Here is a 17823-nt window from a genome sequence, read left to right as displayed (position 1 = left end):
CGCCCGCGCCGCCCCGCCCTGGTGGCCGGCGAGCCCCCTCCCGTTCCCGTGCCCCGCTTCGAACCCCGCCGCGCCCCCGGACCCGGCCCGGACCCACCCTCGGACCCGCCCCCCGGAGCCGCCTCCCGGCACGCGCGAGGGCCCGGCCCCCGTTCGGAAACGGGGGCCGGGCCCTTGCTTCGTACTGCTCCAACGGTCCGCGCGACCGGCTCACGCTCTCGGCGGGCGCCGGCCGCACGTCGCCGCTAGAGGTCGAACACCTCGTTGACCAGCGCCTGCTGCTCGGCCTGGTGCCGCTTGTTGGAGCCGACGGCCGGGGACGAGGAGTGCGGCCGGGAGACCCGGCGCAGTCGCTCGGCCGGCGGCAGGTCGGCGCCCACGCCCAGGTCCAGGTGGTCGATCAGGTTCAGCGCGATGAACGGCCAGGCGCCCTGGTTGCCGGGCTCCTCCTGCGCCCAGACGTACTGCTGCACGCCCGGGTACTTGGCCATCTCGGCCTGGAGCTCCTTGCCGGGCAGCGGGTACAGCCGCTCGATACGGACCAGCGCCGTGTCGTTCGCGCCCCGCTTGTCCCGCTCGGCGGCCAGGTCGTAGTAGACCTTGCCGGAGCAGAAGACGACCTTGCGCACGTTCGCCGCGTTGGCCTCGGCCACCGGGTCGCCGATCACCGGGCGGAAGCCGCCGGTGGTGAACTCCTCCGTCCTGGAGGCCGCCGCCTTCAGCCGCAGCAGCATCTTCGGCGTGAAGATGATCAGCGGCTTGTGGTGCGGATTGTGCACCTGCCAGCGCAGCAGGTGGAAGTAGTTCGACGGCAGCGTCGGCATGGCGACGGTCATGTTGTTCTGCGCGCACAGTTGCAGGAAGCGCTCGGGGCGGGCCGAGGAGTGGTCCGGGCCCTGGCCCTCGTAGCCGTGCGGCAGCAGCAGCGTGACGCCGGAGGTCTGGCCCCACTTCTGCTCGGAGGAGGAGATGAACTCGTCCACGACGGTCTGCGCGCCGTTGACGAAGTCACCGAACTGCGCCTCCCACATGACCAGCGACTCCGGCCGGGCCAGCGAGTAGCCGTACTCGAAGCCCATCGCCGCGTACTCGCTCAGCAGCGAGTCGTAGACGTTGTACCGGGCCTGGTCCTCCGAGAGGTAGAGCAGCGGGGTGTAGTCCTCGCCGGTCTCCCGGTCCACCAGCACCGCGTGCCGCTGGCCGAACGTGCCGCGCCGCGAGTCCTGGCCGGCCAGCCGCACCGGCGTGCCCTCCATCAGCAGCGAGCCGATGGCCAGGGTCTCGCCCATGCCCCAGTCGATCGTGTCGTCCTCGATCATCGCCATCCGGCGCTGGAGCTGCGGCAGCAGCCGCGGGTGGACCGTGACCCGGTCGGGCACGTTGACCTGCGACTCGGCGATGCGCTTGATGACCTCCCGGGAGACCGCGGTCTCCACGTGCACCGGAAACTCGGCCTGCGGCTGCGGCACCTCCGCCGGGGCGGGGGCCGACGTGGCGTCCCGGACCTCGGTGAAGACCTTCTCCAGTTGGCCCTGGAAGTCCTGCAGCGCCTGCTCGGCCTCCTCCAGCGTGATGTCGCCCCGGCCGATCAGCGACTCGGTGTAGAGCTTGCGCACCGAGCGCTTCTTGTCGATCAGGTCGTACATCAGCGGCTGGGTGAAACCGGGGTTGTCGGTCTCGTTGTGGCCGCGGCGGCGGTAGCAGATGAGGTCGATGACCACGTCCTTGTTGAACGCCTGGCGGAACTCGAAGGCCAGCCGCGCGACGCGGACCACGGCCTCCGGGTCGTCGCCGTTCACGTGGAAGATCGGCGCCTCGATCATGCGGGCCACGTCGGTGGCGTACATCGAGGAGCGGGACGCGGCCGGGGCGGCGGTGAAGCCGACCTGGTTGTTGATGACGATGTGCACGGTGCCGCCGGTGCGGTAGCCGCGCAGCTGCGACATGTTCAGCGTCTCCGCGACGACGCCCTGGCCCGCGAAGGCCGCGTCGCCGTGCAGCGCCACCGGCAGCACGGTGAAGTCCGTGCCGCCCTTGCCGATGATGTCCTGCTTGGCGCGCGCCACACCCTCGACGACCGGGTCCACCGCCTCCAGGTGGGAGGGGTTGGCCGTCAGCGAGACCTGGATCTGCTCGCCGTCCAGGCCCGTGAAGGTGCCCTCGGCGCCCAGGTGGTACTTCACGTCGCCGGAGCCGTGCATCGACTTCGGGTCGAGGTTGCCCTCGAACTCCCGGAAGATCTGCGCGTACGACTTGCCGACGATGTTGGCCAGCACGTTCAGCCGGCCGCGGTGGGCCATGCCGATGACGACCTCGTCCAGGCGCGACTCGGCGGCCGAGTCGATCACGGCGTCGAGCAGCGGGATGACCGACTCGCCGCCCTCCAGCGAGAACCGCTTCTGGCCGACGTACTTGGTCTGCAGGAACGTCTCGAACGCCTCGGCCGCGTTCAGCCGGCGCAGGATGCGCAGCTGCTCCTCGCGCTCCGGCTTGGAGTGCGGGCGCTCCACCCGGTCCTGGATCCACTTGCGCTGCTTCGGGTCCTGGATGTGCATGAACTCGATGCCGGTGGTGCGGCAGTACGAGTCACGCAGCACGCCGAGGATGTCGCGCAGCTTCATCATCGACTTGCCGGAGAAGCCGCCGACCGCGAACTCGCGCTCCAGGTCCCACAGCGTGAGCCCGTGCTCGGTGATGTCCAGGTCGGGGTGCTTGCGCTGGCGGTACTCCAGCGGGTCGGTGTCGGCCATGACGTGGCCGCGGACCCGGTAGGAGTGGATCAACTCGAAGACGCGGGCGGCCTTGGTGACATCGTCGTCGTGCGAGGCGTCGATGTCCCGCAGCCAACGGATCGGCTCGTACGGGATGCGCAGCGACTTGAAGATGTCGTCGAAGAACTCGTTCTCGCCCAGCAGCAACTGGTTCATCACGCGCAGGAACTCGCCGGAGGCGGCGCCCTGGATCACGCGGTGGTCGTAGGTGCTGGTCAGCGTCATGACCTTGGCGACACCGAGGCGGTTCAGGGTGTCCTGCGAGGTGCCCTGGAACTCCGCCGGGTAGTCCATCGCGCCGACGCCGATGATCAGGCCCTGGCCGGGCATCAGCCGCGGCACCGAGTGCACGGTGCCGATGCCGCCCGGGTTGGTCAGCGACGCGGTGACTCCGGTGAAGTCCTCCATCGTCAGCTTGTTGTCCCGGGCCCGGCGGACGATGTCCTCGTACGCCTGCCAGAACTCGAAGAAGTTGAGCGTCTCGGCCTTCTTGATCGCCGCGACGACGAGCTGCCGGTCACCGTTGGGCTTGACCAGGTCGATGGCCAGGCCGAGGTTGATGTGCTCCGGCTTGACCAGGGTCGGCTTGCCGTCCTTCTCCGTGAAGGAGTAGTTCATCGACGGCATGGCCTTCAGCGCCTGCACCATGGCGTAGCCGATCAGGTGCGTGAAGGACACCTTGCCGCCGCGGGCGCGCTTGAGGTGGTTGTTGATGACGATGCGGTTGTCGAACAGCAGCTTCACCGGCACCGCGCGCACGGACGTGGCCGTGGGCAGCTCAAGGGAGGCGTTCATGTTCTTCGCGACCGCGGCCGACGGGCCGCGCAGCGTCACCAGCTCCGGCCCGGCGCTCGGCGTCTCCTGCTTCGCGGCGGCCTTGGGGGCCGGCCGGTCGGCGGGGGTGGCCTTGGCGGGCGCGGCCTTGGCGGCCGGCGCCTCCTTGGCGGGCGCCGGTTGCGCGGGCGCGGGTGGCGCGGTGGCCGGCGCCGGGGCGCTGGCCGCGGGCGGCGCGGCGGCCTTGGGGGCGCTCGCGGGCGCCTGCGGCGCGGCCGGGGCGGAAGCGTTCGATGCGGCCCCGGTTCCCGGGCCCGGCGGAGCTGCTACTCCCCCCGCCGCTGCCGGGGCCGACGCCCCGTCCTTGCCCGGCTTGTAGTCGGCGAAGAAGTCCCACCAGGCTCGGTCTACCGAGTTCGGGTCCTGGAGGTACTGCTGGTAGATCTCGTCGACGAGCCACTCATTGGGTCCGAACTCGGCGGGCGGGGTCTTCCCCTGCCCGTCGGGGTCGGTCGAGATGCTCGAAGTGTTGGGGGACTGTGGCGACACGGCGGCAACCGCCCTCTTCCGCTTCCTAAGGTGGTGGACAGCGGAAATAAAGGCTACGCCTGTTGGGACGTTTGGTGCAGGCCGCACGGGCTATGCGTCGCGTACATCACATTGATCGACGGGTTTCGAGGCATGACTTGGCGGGAAACACACGGGGTTCCCCGCAGGACACCCGTACCAGGCAAGGGCGCGCCGCGCCCGCACTCGGTCGAATGCGTGCTTCCGTCACCGACCATACGTCAACGTGCCTCCCGCACGTTGCCCGGAAGAGTGACCTGGATACGGCACCCCCGGGGGGATTCGGCCACTCCGATCCGACCTCCGTGGAGATCCACGGCCCAGCGCGCGATGGCGAGGCCGAGCCCGGTGCCGCCGTCGCTGCCGGGACCCTTGTGCTCGGGCCCGCCCCGGTTGAAACGCTCGAAGACGCGGTGCCGCTCGGCCTCGGGAATCCCGGGCCCCTCGTCCAGCACCTCCAGCACCAGGCTCTGCGGCATCTCGTCGCCGCGCGCCCGCACCGTGACCCGGCCGCGCCGCGGGCTGTGCTTGATCGCGTTGTCGATCAGGTTGGCCACCACCTGGTGCAGCCGCTCCGTGTCCGCCGTCGCGGTGAGGTCGAGGGGCGAGACGTCCAGGTGCAGGTGCACGTCCCCGCGCGCGTGCACCCCGGACGAACCGGCCGTCGCGGCGCGCGCCCCGCTGGCCATGCTGGCCTCCTTGAGGATGCCCGCCAGATACGGCCACACCTCGAAGGAGCGCGCGTGCAGCGGCACCACGCCGTTGTCGAGGCGCGACAGGTCGAGCAACTGCTCCACGAGCCGGCCCAGCCGCTCCGTCTGCTTGAGCGCCGTACGCATCGTCTCCGGATCGGCCTCCGAAACCCCGTCCACCACGTTCTCCAGCACCGCGCGCAACGCCGCGATCGGCGTGCGCAACTCGTGCGAGACGTTGGCGACCAGTTCCTTACGGTGCCTGTCGACGGCCTCCAGGTCGGCGGCCATGCGGTTGAACGACGCCGCGAGGGCGCCGAACTCGTCCCGCCGGCCGGCCGCCCGCACCCGCCGCGTGTAGTTACCGTGCGCCATCGCCTGGGTGACCTCGGTCATCTCGTCCAGCGGCGCGGTCAGGCCGTGCGCCACGAACTGGGTGACCAGGAGCGAGGCGATGATCGAGAAGATCGTGATGATCCGCAGCTCGGTCTCCGACCGCACCGCCACGAACACCAGCAGCGTCGTGATGATCACGGAGACGATCACCAACGCACCCAGCGCGGCCTTCACCGAACGGTACGGATCGAGCGGACGCAGCGCCTCCCACAACCAGCTCACCGCCGCCGCGACCCGCTTGCGGGCACGCGGGAACCGCCACCCCCGCCCCGCACGCTCCACCGACTCCGTCACCCACCGCCCCCGCACCGGCATCCGCCACCCTCGCTCGTCCACGCGCCGCTCCCGCCGTCCCGTACGTCGTTCCCTACGCCACTCCTGCCACTCCCCCCACCGCGGCCGCTCCCGTGTCGATCTCCTCTCGCCCTCGCCGACGCCCGCCCGGCCCTCTTCCGGGGGCCTCACGGGTGCCTCAGGCGACGTGCGGGGGTGGTGACTCTGGTGGGGGAGGGGTCCCGCATCGGGTCGGTGTCTCTCGTGAGGGTGGTGTCCCTGGTGGGGGCGGTGCGTCTCGTGGAGGTGGTGCCTCTCGCGGGGGCGGCATCTCTCGCGGGGGCTGGGGAGGGGTAAGGGGATTCAGGGGAAGGGGTCGGTGCTGCGGAGGCAGATGGCGCCTTGGGGGTCGCGGGTGGCGAGGGCGTTGTGGCCTCCGGAGGTATGGGGCGCGCCGTGCGTGCTGGGGTACGGGCGTGGTCGGTGGTCGCGGGCATGGGAGTGGTGGCCGACACCGGGCTCGCCAGGGGAGCCGAATACGCGGGGCTCGCCGGGTGAGCCGAGTACGTGGGGCTCGCCAGGTGAACCGAGCGGGCCGGGAGCACCGGGTGTGCTGTGCGGCGCGGTGCCGACACCGCGCGAGCGGGGCTGGCCGTGGGGGCCGCGCCCTGCTGCCTGAGTCCCGCGCTCGCCGGGTCCGCCGCGGGCGCGATGTACGTGGTGTACGCGGCGTCCGCCATGGGCCCCGGGCTCGTCGCACCTGTCGCGCACGTCGCACCTGCCGCGCGCGTCACGCCTGCCCCGTTCGACGGACGCGGCGCGCCCCGCTGCTCGGGCGCACCCTTCGCGCGTGCCGCGCGTGTCGCGGGCCGAGAACCTGTTGCCGTCATCGCGCGCACCCGTACCCCCGACCGGCGGGGCGCGCCCGACCTGCGGCACGAGCGCCGCGCGAGAGCTGACGGCTGGCTGGCGGACCTCGATGCCGGCGGCGAGCCCGGGACGTCCCCAGCACTCGCAGACGAACAGCCACCGGTCGCGCCCTGTCGCGCGCACTCCGCGCCGGCCCCCAGCGCCGCCCTCACCCGGCCCCACTCGGCGCTGGCCTCGCGGGCGGCGACAAGCGGACCTGCCGCCAATACTGGGCAGCCCTCGGAACCGAACACGTCACCAGCCGTGCCGCCCCAGCCCCCGATACGTGCCGCCACACCGGCGGTTATGACCGCCCGGTCAGATCGAGCAGCGAGGCGAACGACACACGCACCCGGGGCGATGTCCGCCGAACCACGCCAGGCCAACCGCGCGGCGGAACGCCCCACACACGGAGCCCCGGCGGCGAACCCGGCCCGCCACGCGCCGCCGCCCGTGCCCCAGGCGGCGTACTCGCCCACCCCTCCGCGCCTACCGCCAGCGGCGACAAAGGTCGGCGAGACGCTGGCGGGCGAGGCGCTAGCTGGCGAGATGCTGGCTGGCGAGGCTGCGGCGTCGGGCCTCGCCGCAGCGCCCGCGGCGAGGCTGGCCAAAGCGACCGTTTGCCGGACCGATCCGGTCGGAACAGTTCGGCCCTTCGTGGCGCTCCCCGAACCGGTGCATGGATGGGCGGCCGCGCGGATGACATTCATGTGGTGCCTGATCCCGTTCGCTGGTCAGCCCGCATGGTGCGGGGGAGTGCGCATGGTCATCGGCACGGGCACGGCCAACCCCGTGGCCGGCCCAACCAGTCGTCCAGCCGGAGGCGATCGACCGGCCAGAGCCGAACCCCTGGCCAAAGACATCCGCCCGTACGGACACCGCAGCGACGACCGCCCCGATGCCGTAGGCCCCCGCGCCCCGGACGACCGACCCGGCAGAGAGAGCCGGCCCGACTGGAACGGCCGGTCCGACAGGGGCAACCGCACCGCCCAGAACTGCCGGCCCGACGACGCTGACCGGCCTGACGGAGCCGACCGACCGGACAGCGCCAACCGGCCTGGTACGGATGGCTGACCATGGCCGGATACGGGCGGCCTGCCGGGCAAGGGCGAGGGGCCGTGCGGGATCGGTCGGCCGCGACCCAGCAGGGGTGCCCGAATCGATGACGGTGCCCCCGCGCGCGGACGGTGTCAGGCGCGCGGCGCGGGCGGCCGGGCCCACCAAGCCGACCCGGCGCTCACCACTCATGCGGCCGGCGTCTCCAGGGCGTACCCGACGCCGTGCACCGTACGGATACGCTCCGCGCCGATCTTGCGCCGCAACGCCTTGATGTGGCTGTCCACCGTGCGAGTGCCCGACGCATCGGCCCAGTCCCACACCTCGGCCAACAACTGCTCTCGTGAGAGGACCGCGCGGGGGGTGTTCGCCAGGCAGACCAACAGGTCGAACTCCGTCGGCGTGAGGTGCACGTCCGAACCCCGCACCCGCACCCGCCGCTGCGCGTGATCGATCTCCAACTCGCCGAGCCGCAGGATGCCCGTACGGGGCGTGTGCGCGGCGAGCGCCGCCCGTTCCACCCGACGCAGCAGCACGTGAACCCGCGCCGCCAGTTCGCGCATCGAGAACGGCTTCGTCATGTAGTCGTCGGCACCGACCCCGAGCCCCACCAGCATGTCGGTCTCGTCGTCGCGCGCGGTCAGCATGAGCACCGGCACCGGTCGCTGTGCCTGGACCCGACGACACACCTCCAGTCCGTCGAACCCCGGCAGCATCACATCGAGCACCAGCAGATCGGGCTGCCACGCCTCGGCCGTGTCCACGGCGGCCGGCCCGTCCCCGGCCGTACGCACCTGAAATCCCTCGGCTCGCAGCCGAGCCGCTATGGCGTCGACGATCGTGGGATCGTCCTCTACGACGAGCACCCGGCGCTGCGCCCCATTGGCCCCGTTGGCGGCTGCCGCTGTGCCGCCCAGGCCGTTGTGTGTCTGCTCCATCTGCCCGCCCCTGCGTTGTCCCTTGCCTGGCGCGCCGGGGTTGGTCATCCCTGGCTACCCAGGCAGCATTCGCTGGCAAGCAGCGTAAACGCAGTGTGCTTGGCTCGGCTACGCACCGCGAATCGCGAGGTGAACCACGTCGGGGACGCCTCGGGCAACCGTGATCTCTTCCGTCCGTACAGACGTGAAACCGGCATTCCGCAACGCCTCCTCGAACGCTGTCGACGGCTGCGCGGACCAGATCGCGAGCACTCCGCCGGGGTTGAGTCGCTCCCGGCAGGCCGCGAGCCCCGCGGGAGAGTACAGACCACCGTTGTCCTCGGTCACCGTCCAGTCCGGGCCATTGTCGATATCCAGACACAGCGCGTCGTACCTTTGCCCTGCGTTGCTCCGCCCTGCGTCGCTCTGCCTTGCGTCGCAGGTGCGGGAATCGCTCACCGCTATCGCCTCCCCGGCGCCCGTGGGTGCGGGGGGTTCCTCACTCCGCGAGGCAAAACCGTGCTCGTCGGTGTCGGGCTGACTGCTCGGTGCGGCGACGCGGTCGGCATCGTCGTGGGACGGTCCGCGCAGGTAGGCCACCAGGTCCGTGTGCAGGATCTCGGTCCGCGGGTCGGCAAGAGCGGGGCCGGTGAGTTCGGCGAGCGGCCCGCGCAGGTGCCAGTCGATAACCGCCTGCTCCCGCTCGGCGACGACGATGCGCCCCCACCGCGGCTCCGCCACCGCCTCGACCAGTGAGAACCCGACCCCCAGCCCACCGATCAGCACCGCGGGCCGAAAATCCACGCCCTGAGAGCTTCGCCGCACGGGCGAGGCACCCACCCCGCGACCGCCGTCCAGGCCACTGTCGAAACCACCGTCTCCCGTGGGCCGCCTCCCGGAAGAGGGCCGGCTGACATCTTCGGTGCCGCTCGTACCAGGTGCCGCCGAACCGTCGACCGAGTCGCCGCCCAACGCCCCGCTGTGTATCGGACACCGCGCCTCCGCCCCCCGCACAGACGCCAACTCATCGCTCACGGCCGGCACGGACGACGTGGTGGCCAGCGACGGCGCGCCGGTCGCGGTCGAGACGGCACTGACCTCGTCAACAGAATCCGAGGCAGGGTCAGAGCCGGAACCCGATTCCACCCCCTCCGTGAGGGCGTTCAGCGCGGCACGCATCAGCAACCGCTCGGACCGACCATCGGAGGTGTCCATCAGAAAGCAGCCGTTGGCGATGATCTCCCACACGGCTCCCGCGCCCTGCCCGCGCCGCCGCAGCACGACCTCCCCGTACGGGCCCTCGCGCCGCTCGACGGTCACCGGCCGGTCATCGGTGTCATACGGCACAGACTCGTACGCCACAGATTCGTACGGCGCGGACTCGAACGGCGCGGCGGACATGGCGCTGACCTCCGAAGGTGTTGCGGCACAAGGCAGACGGGCGGAACCGGGCCATTTTCGCCACAGCCGGGTGAGGCGGTCCAACGCGATAGAAATGCGTCGCCGGACCAACGCGGCGCGTGCCCGTAAGCCCACCACCCAGCGGGCGATGAAAATGAGCCCCGCCGGGCTGTCTACAGTGGTGATCATCACACTCCTTTCCTGGGGCATGTGGCTCCCGTATCGCAGAGGGTGGAGCCTTGCGGCGCGTGGCCGCACCATCCGTGAGAGAGGCTTCAAGGGCGGTGACCTGGTCGAAGACACCCGCTGAGCCGGCCGGCGACGCACCGCGCGGCACCGCTTGGCTCCCTACCGCCTGGCCCCGCCTCACCCGGTCCCGTTCAGCCTGGCCTCGCCTCACCCGGTCTCGCTCAGCCTGGCCCCACTCCGTCAGTCCCCGCACCGCCTGGGGTCGGGCTGTCGCTTCTCCGAACCCCACGCCCGATCACCCCCTTCTCCCGTACGGCGAAACCTGCGACGAGCCCCGGTCGGACCGCCCCGCGCGCCACACCCCCACACCCGCTACCGCCACCCCAGCCCGCGACACACCCGCGCCCCACGCGCTGACGTCCGACGCGTCCGCATCCCACCCGCCCCCGTCTGACGCACCCACGTCCCACGTGCTTACGTCCCACGCGGCCACCCCTCGCGTGCGCGCCCCCCACGCGCACGCCCTCGGCGTGCCCGGCCCGGCCTCCTCGTCCGAACCGCTCGACCCGGCGCCCGTGGTCACCGGCTCGGAGGGCCCGGCCGGCTCATCCGACTCGCCTTTCCCTGCCCGGCCCACGCCGCCACCCCCTGCGGCGTGGACCGCTGCGACCGCCAGACCCGAGACCTCGCGCTTCCTCGCCCCCCGACCCCAGGCCGACGCCGCCCGGCCCGCGATCGAGCGGCCCACCACTCGCCCTGTGGCCATGAGGCCCACTCACCGCGAGCCCGCCTCATCCCTCGTCGCCTCACCCCTCGTCGCCGTGGAGCCCACGGCCTCGTGCCTCGCCGCGTCGGATGCGATCGCCCCTCACGCCGCGCCGTTCGAGAACGTGAGCGCCACGCCGCAGGTGGCGCCGGTGCCGACGGCGAACACACCCCGCCTCCCTACGGCCTCGCGCCGCACCGTGCCTGACGCGGAACGGAACGGGCCATGCTCTGATCCGGAGTCGGCGACGCGGCCCGGACGTCGGCGGACGACCCTGGGCATGAGTGGTCCCGGATTTTCGCCTGGCGTGGCAGGCGAGGGTGGGGCGCGCGGCTGGCACCCGCCCTGCCGACGCCCGCCCGTACGCCCTTCACGTTCTGCTACGCCGTCGTACTGCTGGCCACGGGCCTGTTCATCCTGTGGGGCGATCCGGGAGCGGTGCACGGTGCGCTGGAGGGCTCCAGCTCCGATGCCTCGAACCTGGCGCATCGACCGCTGTTCGCGCTGGTCACCAGTGGTATCTGGGTAGCGGGCGGACTCACGTCACCGTCCATCGCACTCTTCCCTTTCGTGTTGGGCGCGCTGGAGCGCCGGGTGGGCGCTTGGTGCACGGCCGCGGTGTTCGCGCTCGGGCATGTGCTGGCCACGCTGTTCACGGAGTTGCCGGTCGCCGCGGCCGTGGCTTCCGGTCACCTACCGCCCAGCTCTCTTGACCGGCTCGACTACGGGATCAGTTATGGGCTGTTGGCGAGTCTGGCGGCGCTGGCTGGCCTCCTCGTGCGAAAGGTTCGGTGGGCGGTTCTGGTGAGCCTCGGGGCGGTGCTCGCGTTGGATCTGATCGAGCTCGCTGACCCCCTCACGAACTGGGGCCACGTGCTCGCCGTGCTTATCGGGCTGGCCTGCTGGTCGCCGCTGCGCAGTCGATCGACGCGACACCCAGAGCAGCGCTGACGCAGGTGGGGCGACGGTGACGCGGCCAGAACAGTGGTGATGCTGAGGTAGCGCTGACGGCCGACCGGTGGCTGATGAGGCAGGCGGGTGGAGCCGCGGCCGGCGCACGGCTCCACCGGCGGGAGCGCTACTCCTGAACGGCTTGGGCTGCGGGCTCGGGGAGTGAGAAGAGGGAGAGGAAGCGCTCGACCGCGGTCAGGTCACCTTTTATGGCCAGGTCGCTCGTATGCGTCGCCTCCGTCATGTCACGCCCCCCGTATATGACGGAGGCCAGCGCGTCAGGGGGCCCCTCTATCGTCGCGTCGGGTGCCGACGTCGTACCTCTGTCGATCTCGAACACGCCGTCCGCGACCCTGGCGTGGAAGCTGTGCTGGCCCAAGTGCAGTTCGTACACCGCTTGGACACCGCTGGCCGCTTCGGGGTCGAAGTTCGTCCTGAGAGAGAGGACGAACGAGGTCGGGCTGATGCTCGCGTCGCGTTGATGAGCGGGAGAGCGGGCGCCCCAGCGGCCGAGGGCGCGAATGATCGGCTCCAACTCAAGGCCCCACTCGGTGAGCTCGTACACCCGGGCGTTGGCCGGTGGCGGGAGCGTGCGGCGGTACACGACGCCCGCCTCCTCCAACTCGTCGAGCCGGTGCGAGAGGACGTTGGTGCTGATGCCGGGCAGGTCGGCGCGCAGGTCGCCGTATCGCTTGGGTCCCAGGAGGAGTTCGCGCACCACCAGGAGGGCCCAGCGCTCTCCAACGAGATCGAGGGCATGCGCCGTGCCGCATGCGTCGTGGTAACTCCGCTTCGTCGCCATGACGTCATCCTACGCGAGCAACTCCTGAAAAGAAAGTGCCCACTTGTTTTTTAGGAGTAAGGCTTGCTATGTTGTCTTCACAGCCCCTGGAGAAGGTGTGGGGGTGTCGACGTGCGACGCGGCGCCTGGCCGGCGTGGTCAGGGTCGTCATCGATCAGAGGAGTCACCGCGATGCGTATGGCCTTCATCAACCTGCCGGTCAGTGACGTCAAGCGATCCGTGGAGTTCTTCGGGCAGTTGGGCTTCGAGTTCAACGCCGAGTTCTCTGACGAGAAGACGTCCTGCATGATCGTCGAGCAGAACATCTTCGTCATGCTCCTCGAAGAGGACCGCTTCAAGGACTTCATCAACGGCGACATCGCCGACGCCAAGAGGACCACCGAGGTCATCACCTGTCTGTCCGCGGAGTCCAAGGAGGAAGTGGACGACACGGTCGCTCGGGCCATAGCGGCTGGCGGCAAGCCGTGGAAGCCGGCGCTCCAGGAGGGGCCGATGTACGGGGGCAGCTTCCAGGACCTGGACGGCCATGTCTGGGAGCTGATGTACGCCGCGCAGGCGTGACCCTCCGAGCGAGCCCGCATGGGTAACGGCGCGGTGCGAGTGCGCGAGCCCGGTTGGTATGGCTGGCGTGCGACTGGTGCGTGTCAACCGGATCCGCGAAAGCCCGACTGCCGTTGTCTGGCGCCGGCGCGCTACGGGGGTGCGGGCCGAAGCGGCAGGGACGCGCTGCGAGCGACAGCCGGTATTCCTGCCGGGCAGGGGCGCTCAGGCCGCCAAGCGCCGTGCCTTCGGACCCGTCATCGCCCTGCCCACGGGCGTGTTGAGAGCGGACGCCGCGAGCGTCAGGAGTGGGGTGGGGCGGGGCGTACGAGGCCGTTCTGGTAGGCGATGACGACGAGTTGAGCGCGGTCACGCGCGCCGAGTTTGGTCATGGCGCGTTGGATGTGGGTGCGGACGGTCAGCACGCTCAAGAAGAGTTCCTGGGCGATCTGGTCATTGGATTTGCCGTGGGCCGCCAGGACGGTGACTTCCTGTTCACGGGGGGTGAGGTCGGCGAGACGTTCGGCCGAGGCGAGGGGAGGGCCGGAGGTGGGAAGGGTGAGGAAGCGGGTGATCAGGGCCTGGGTGGCTCCTGGCGACAGGAGGGCTTCGCCGGCGGCGACGGTGCGGATGCCGTTCAGTAGCGCGTCCGTGGTGACGTACTTGCCGAGGAAGCCGCTGGCGCCGACGCGCAGCGCCTGGGCGACGTACTCCTCGGTCTCGAACATGGTCAGGATCAGGACGCGGGTGCTGGCGAGGTCTGCGTCCTCGCAGATGGTGGCGGTGGCGGCGAGGCCGTCGGCGCCGGGCATACGGATATCCATGAGGACGATGTCGGGACGGTGCGAGCGGGCGAGCTCCACCGCTTGATGACCGTCGGCGGCCTCGCCGACGACCTCCATGTCGTCGCAGGAGTCGATCAGGAGCCGGAAGGTGCCGCGCAGCAGGGCCTGGTCGTCAGCGAGCAGCACGCGGATGGTCAACGGGTTTCCTCGTGTCGTGGTCCGGCTGGGGCGTCCGGCGAAGGGTCCGCCGGGGCTTTCGCCAGGGTGCGGGGCTGGAAGGGGAGCGTGGCGGCGACTTCGAAGCCGCCTTCGAGGCGGGGGCCGGCGCGCAGGTCGCCGCCGACGGAGTGGGCGCGTTCGCGCATGCCCATCAGCCCGTACCCGCCGCCGGGCACTGGTGGGCCGGCCCCGTCGCTGGCTGTGCCGTCGTTGGTGACGGTGATGAGTAGGCGTGCGTCCTCGTAGCGGAGCCGCACCCGGGCCGCGTGGTCGGACGCGTGTTTCGTGGCGTTGGTCAGGGCTTCCTGGATGATCCGGTAGGCGGTCAGGTCCACACCCGGGGACAGGGGTTGAGCCTCCCCCTCAGTGCTGACCGCGACCGACAGGCCGGCCGATTCGCAGCCGGCGACCAGAGCGGGGAGGCGGTCCAGGCCCGGGGTGGGCTCCAGCGGATCGGTGTCCGGGTCGGCGGTCTGACGTAGGACGCCCACCGTGGCGCGTAGTTCCAGGAGAGCGGAGGAGGTGGTTTCGACCAGGTCGGTCAGGATGCCCCGGGTCTGTTCCGGGTGGGTGTCGGCGAGGTGGGCGGCGGTGCCGGCCTGGGCGTGGGCGACGGCCATGTGGTGGGCGACGGCGTCGTGAAGTTCGCGGGCGATGCGCATGCGTTCCTCGGTGACGCGGAGTCGAGCCTCCTCTTCGCGGGTGCGTTCGGCGTGGGTGGCGCGGGCCTTGACGGACTCGAGGTAGGCGCGACGGAAGCGGCTGCTGCCGCCCAGGGACACCGGCAGCAGCAACCACAGCACCGTACCCACGGTCCGGAGGATGAAGTCATCACCCAGCGGGGCGGCGGCGAGCGAGGTGGCGACCAGCACGGCCATGGTCGCCGAGCCGTAGAGGGCGGTGGTACGCGAATCGGTGAGCGCGGCGAGCCAGTACAGAGCGGTCATGACGGGGGCCAGCAGCAAGGGACTTGGCAGGTAGCCCAGGGCCGTCAGCACGGCCGCCGCCGTGGCGGTGATCGCGAGGGTGGCGCGCGGGCGGCTGCGGCAGGCCAGGACGGCCGCACTGGAGATGACGAGGATCCAGGCGGGCCACAGGGCGTTTGGAGGTGAGGACTCGGAGGTGCTGATCCGGGCCCCGAAGAGGGTGCACACGCACAACGCCACCGCCGTCACCACGTCGGCGGCCCGGGCGTGGCGTTCCGCGTACCGTTCGAGGAGGTTGATCATCGTGGTCTCCGTAAGGGACGTGCCGTGGTCCATGGTCGCTGATGACGACGACGGGCGTGCGGACCGCCCGAGGCAGCTCGCTCGGGCGGTCTCGCGGGCGGAGTTGGTCACACGCGTGCTTCGACCGACCCGTCCGGGTATGGGCCCGGGCTGTCGGACCGCGCGTGGCCGAGCCCCTCGCCCTCCACGTCGACGCGGGGCAGCAGGCGTCCCAGCCACGTCGGCAGCCACCAGGCTCGGTCGCCGAGCAGGGCCAGGACGGCGGGCACGATCGCCATGCGGACCACGAAGGCGTCGAAGAGCACCGCGGCGGCCAGGCTGAACCCGAGCATCTTGATCAGTGACCCGTCCTCCCCGATGAACCCCGAGAAGACCGCGACCATGATCAGCGCGGCGGCCGTCACCACCCGGGCGCTGTGCTGGAACCCGGACACGACCGCCTGACCGGCGGTCTCCCCACGGGTGTACGCCTCCCGCACACGCGAGACCAGGAAGACCTCGTAGTCCATGGCCAGCCCGAAGACGATACCCATCATGAAGATCGGCATCAGGCTCATGATCGGTCCGGTCTGCTCCACTCCGAAGAGGTCCGCGGCATGACCCTCCTGAAAGACCAGTACCAGCACGCCCAGCGCTGCCAGCACCGAGAGGACGAAGCCCAGGGCCGCCTTGACCGGTACCAGCACGGATCGGAAGATCACCAGCAGCAGGACCACCGCCAGACCGCCCACCACGACCAGGTACGGCACCAGCGCGGACTGCACCTTGGCCGCGATGTCGATGTTCAGCGCGGTCGTGCCGGTGACCTCGAACGTCGCCGACGCCTGCTCCTCCACCGCTGGCCGGTCGTGGCGGATCGTCTCCACCAGGTCCTTGGTCTTCTCGTCCGTGGGGCTGGTCGACGGCGTGGCCCGGAAGACGGCGGTGTCGTCGACCTCGTTGAAGCCGGCCTGCGAGACCGACACGATGCCGTCCGTATCGCTGATCCGGTCGCTGATGGTGCGCACCGCGGCCCGCGGGTCGGCCGCATCCCTCGCGTCCACGACGATGGTGAGCGGGCCGTTGAAGCCCGGACCGAAGCCCTCGGCGAGCGCGTCGTAGGCCCGCCGTTCGGTGGTGGCCGGGGACTTGGCCTCGTCACCCGGCATGCCCAGTCGCAGCGACGTCATCGGCACGGCCAGCGCGCCCAGGCCCACCACGCCGAGGACCAGTACCGCTACCGGGCGACGCAGTACGAAACGGGCCCAGCGCGCGCCCAGGTTGCCGCGCCCGCCCGCGCCACGGTCACGGTCACGGTCACGGGGGATGGCGGTGCCGGCCTTGCGTACCCTGCGCGACAGCACCGCGTTCGGCCAGAAGCCGAGCAGCGCGGGAACGACCGTCAGGGCCACCAGCACGGCGACCGTGACCGCCCCCGCGGCGGCCAGGCCCATCTTCGTGAGCGTGGGAATGCCGACGACCGTCAGGCCCGCCAGCGCGATCACCACGGTGACCCCGGCGAACACGACCGCCGATCCGGCGGTGCCCACCGCCACCCCGGCCGCCTCCTGCGGCGCCAGGCCGCGCCCGCGCTCCTCCCGGTAGCGGGACACCACGAACAGGGCGTAGTCGATGCCCACCGCCAGGCCCAGCATCATCCCGAGGGTGAGCGTGTCCGCCGAGAGCCCCAACGGGCCCGCCAGCAGCACGATTCCGAACAGGCTCACCGCGACGCCCACGACCGCGGTCAGCAGCGGCAGCCCGGCGGCGGCCAGCGAACCGAAGGTGAACAGCAGCACGACCGCCGCCGCCGCGAGGCCCACGATCTCCGCGGTTCCGCCGGGCCCGCCGCCGCTGTCCATCGCCGACCCGCCGGTCTCCACCGTCAGGCCCGCCGCCCGCGCCTGGTCCGCCGCCTTGTCCACCGCGGTCCGGCTGGCGTCGGTGACCTCGGAGGGCTCCACCTTGTAGGTGACGGTCGCATACGCGGTCGCACCGTCCTCGCTGACCGCCTCCGACGCGAACGGGTCCTCGACGTCGGCCACCTGCGGGCCGCCACCCAGCGAGCCCACCGCGTCCTCGACGGCCTTCCGCGTGTCACCCGCGGTCACCTTCTGCCCGTCCGGGGCGACGAAGACGACCTGGGCGGTGGCACCGTCCGCGGCGGTTCCGGGAAATCGCTCCTCCATGAGATCGAACGCCTTCTGCGATTCGATCCCCGGCATCGAGAACTCCTCGTCCGAGGGCCCCGACGCCCCCGCGGCGCCCACCAGTACCGCCACCAGCACGCCCAGCCATATCAGGACGACCCTGCCGCTTCGCCGAAAGGCGCCGCGCCCGAGCCGATACAGAAAAGTCGCCACGTCAGGGTCTCCCTATCCACAAGCGATGACCTCTCAAGGCTCGTGGCGGAGGGCCCGCCCCGTCGTCATGCCGTTACGGACACTGCGACCTACTGAAACCACACGACCACCTACTGAAAACGCAGTAGGCGTCCGGGGCGTCACCGTTCCGAGCCGCCCGCCGCCGCTCGCGCCAGCGCATGCCGACCACCCCTCTCCCGGAGGGCGTCTCAGCCCACCGGAGACCCACGCTCGGCCACGAACG

At 71.1% G+C, this 17823-nt stretch carries 10 protein-coding genes; 2 read left to right on the top strand and 8 right to left on the bottom strand.

Annotated elements, in window-relative coordinates; translation table 11 throughout:
- Positions 1 to 245 precede the first annotated feature (245 nt).
- The 4 genes from H7H31_RS09910 to H7H31_RS34940 form a co-directional block, all read right to left on the bottom strand.
- Positions 246 to 4094, bottom strand: coding sequence for a multifunctional oxoglutarate decarboxylase/oxoglutarate dehydrogenase thiamine pyrophosphate-binding subunit/dihydrolipoyllysine-residue succinyltransferase subunit (locus H7H31_RS09910; protein ID WP_187060410.1), 3849 nt, complete (start codon positions 4092 to 4094; stop codon positions 246 to 248).
- A 239-nt stretch (positions 4095 to 4333) separates the two neighbouring features.
- Positions 4334 to 5515 (bottom strand): HAMP domain-containing sensor histidine kinase, encoded by a 1182-nt coding sequence (locus tag H7H31_RS09905; protein ID WP_187060411.1) that lies wholly within the window; start codon positions 5513 to 5515, stop codon positions 4334 to 4336.
- 2111 nt (positions 5516 to 7626) lie between these two features.
- Entirely contained in the window at positions 7627 to 8376 is a 750-nt protein-coding gene (locus tag H7H31_RS09900; RefSeq protein ID WP_176164046.1) for a response regulator transcription factor, read from the bottom strand.
- Positions 8377 to 8484: 108 nt separating this feature from the next.
- Positions 8485 to 9195, bottom strand: coding sequence for a spermidine synthase family protein (locus tag H7H31_RS34940; protein ID WP_372455937.1), 711 nt, complete (start codon positions 9193 to 9195; stop codon positions 8485 to 8487).
- Between the two features lie 1810 nt (positions 9196 to 11005).
- Between H7H31_RS34940 and H7H31_RS09880 the strand changes: the two genes are divergently transcribed.
- On the top strand, positions 11006 to 11662 hold the full coding sequence (locus tag H7H31_RS09880; RefSeq protein ID WP_308284220.1) for a rhomboid-like protein: 657 nt from the start codon (positions 11006 to 11008) through the stop codon (positions 11660 to 11662).
- Between the two features lie 127 nt (positions 11663 to 11789).
- On the opposite strand, the gene H7H31_RS09875 is transcribed toward H7H31_RS09880, so the two are convergent.
- Positions 11790 to 12464, bottom strand: a complete 675-nt coding sequence (locus tag H7H31_RS09875; protein ID WP_187060899.1) for a winged helix-turn-helix transcriptional regulator — start codon at positions 12462 to 12464, stop codon at positions 11790 to 11792.
- Positions 12465 to 12635: 171 nt separating this feature from the next.
- Here H7H31_RS09875 and H7H31_RS09870 point away from each other — a divergent pair, with 171 nt between their 5' ends.
- A complete protein-coding gene (locus tag H7H31_RS09870; RefSeq protein WP_187060898.1) occupies positions 12636 to 13025 on the top strand; it encodes a VOC family protein in 390 nt (129 codons plus the stop codon).
- Between the two features lie 281 nt (positions 13026 to 13306).
- Here the strand turns inward: H7H31_RS09870 and H7H31_RS09865 are convergent, their stop codons facing one another.
- The 3 genes from H7H31_RS09865 to H7H31_RS09855 all read right to left on the bottom strand — a co-directional run bounded on the left by H7H31_RS09865 (position 13307) and on the right by H7H31_RS09855 (position 17579).
- The gene (locus tag H7H31_RS09865; protein WP_187060897.1) at positions 13307 to 13987 is read right to left on the bottom strand and encodes a response regulator; all 681 of its coding nucleotides are present in this window, start codon (positions 13985 to 13987) and stop codon (positions 13307 to 13309) included.
- A complete protein-coding gene (locus tag H7H31_RS09860; protein ID WP_232109765.1) occupies positions 13984 to 15270 on the bottom strand; it encodes a sensor histidine kinase in 1287 nt (428 codons plus the stop codon). Before H7H31_RS09860 ends, H7H31_RS09865 begins: the two co-directional genes overlap by 4 nt.
- A 74-nt stretch (positions 15271 to 15344) precedes the next feature.
- A complete protein-coding gene (locus tag H7H31_RS09855; protein WP_187060896.1) occupies positions 15345 to 17579 on the bottom strand; it encodes an MMPL family transporter in 2235 nt (744 codons plus the stop codon).
- Positions 17580 to 17823 lie beyond the last annotated feature (244 nt).

It is taken from the genome of Streptomyces buecherae, assembly GCF_014295035.1.
GTDB classification, from domain to species: Bacteria; Actinomycetota; Actinomycetes; order Streptomycetales; family Streptomycetaceae; genus Streptomyces; species Streptomyces youssoufiensis.
Note: the sequence above shows the minus strand (reverse complement) of the source record. Positions and strands in the feature narration are given on the sequence as shown.

Excerpts from the sequence above, each read along its gene's own strand:
- H7H31_RS09905 (WP_187060411.1), bottom strand. The coding sequence starts at position 5,515 with ATGCCGGTGCGGGGGCGGTGGGTGACGGAGTCGGTGGAGCGTGCGGGG.
- H7H31_RS09900 (WP_176164046.1), bottom strand. The coding sequence starts at position 8,376 with ATGGAGCAGACACACAACGGCCTGGGCGGCACAGCGGCAGCCGCCAAC.
- H7H31_RS09875 (WP_187060899.1), bottom strand. The coding sequence starts at position 12,464 with ATGGCGACGAAGCGGAGTTACCACGACGCATGCGGCACGGCGCATGCC.
- H7H31_RS09870 (WP_187060898.1), top strand. The coding sequence starts at position 12,636 with ATGCGTATGGCCTTCATCAACCTGCCGGTCAGTGACGTCAAGCGATCC.
- H7H31_RS09860 (WP_232109765.1), bottom strand. The coding sequence starts at position 15,270 with ATGGACCACGGCACGTCCCTTACGGAGACCACGATGATCAACCTCCTC.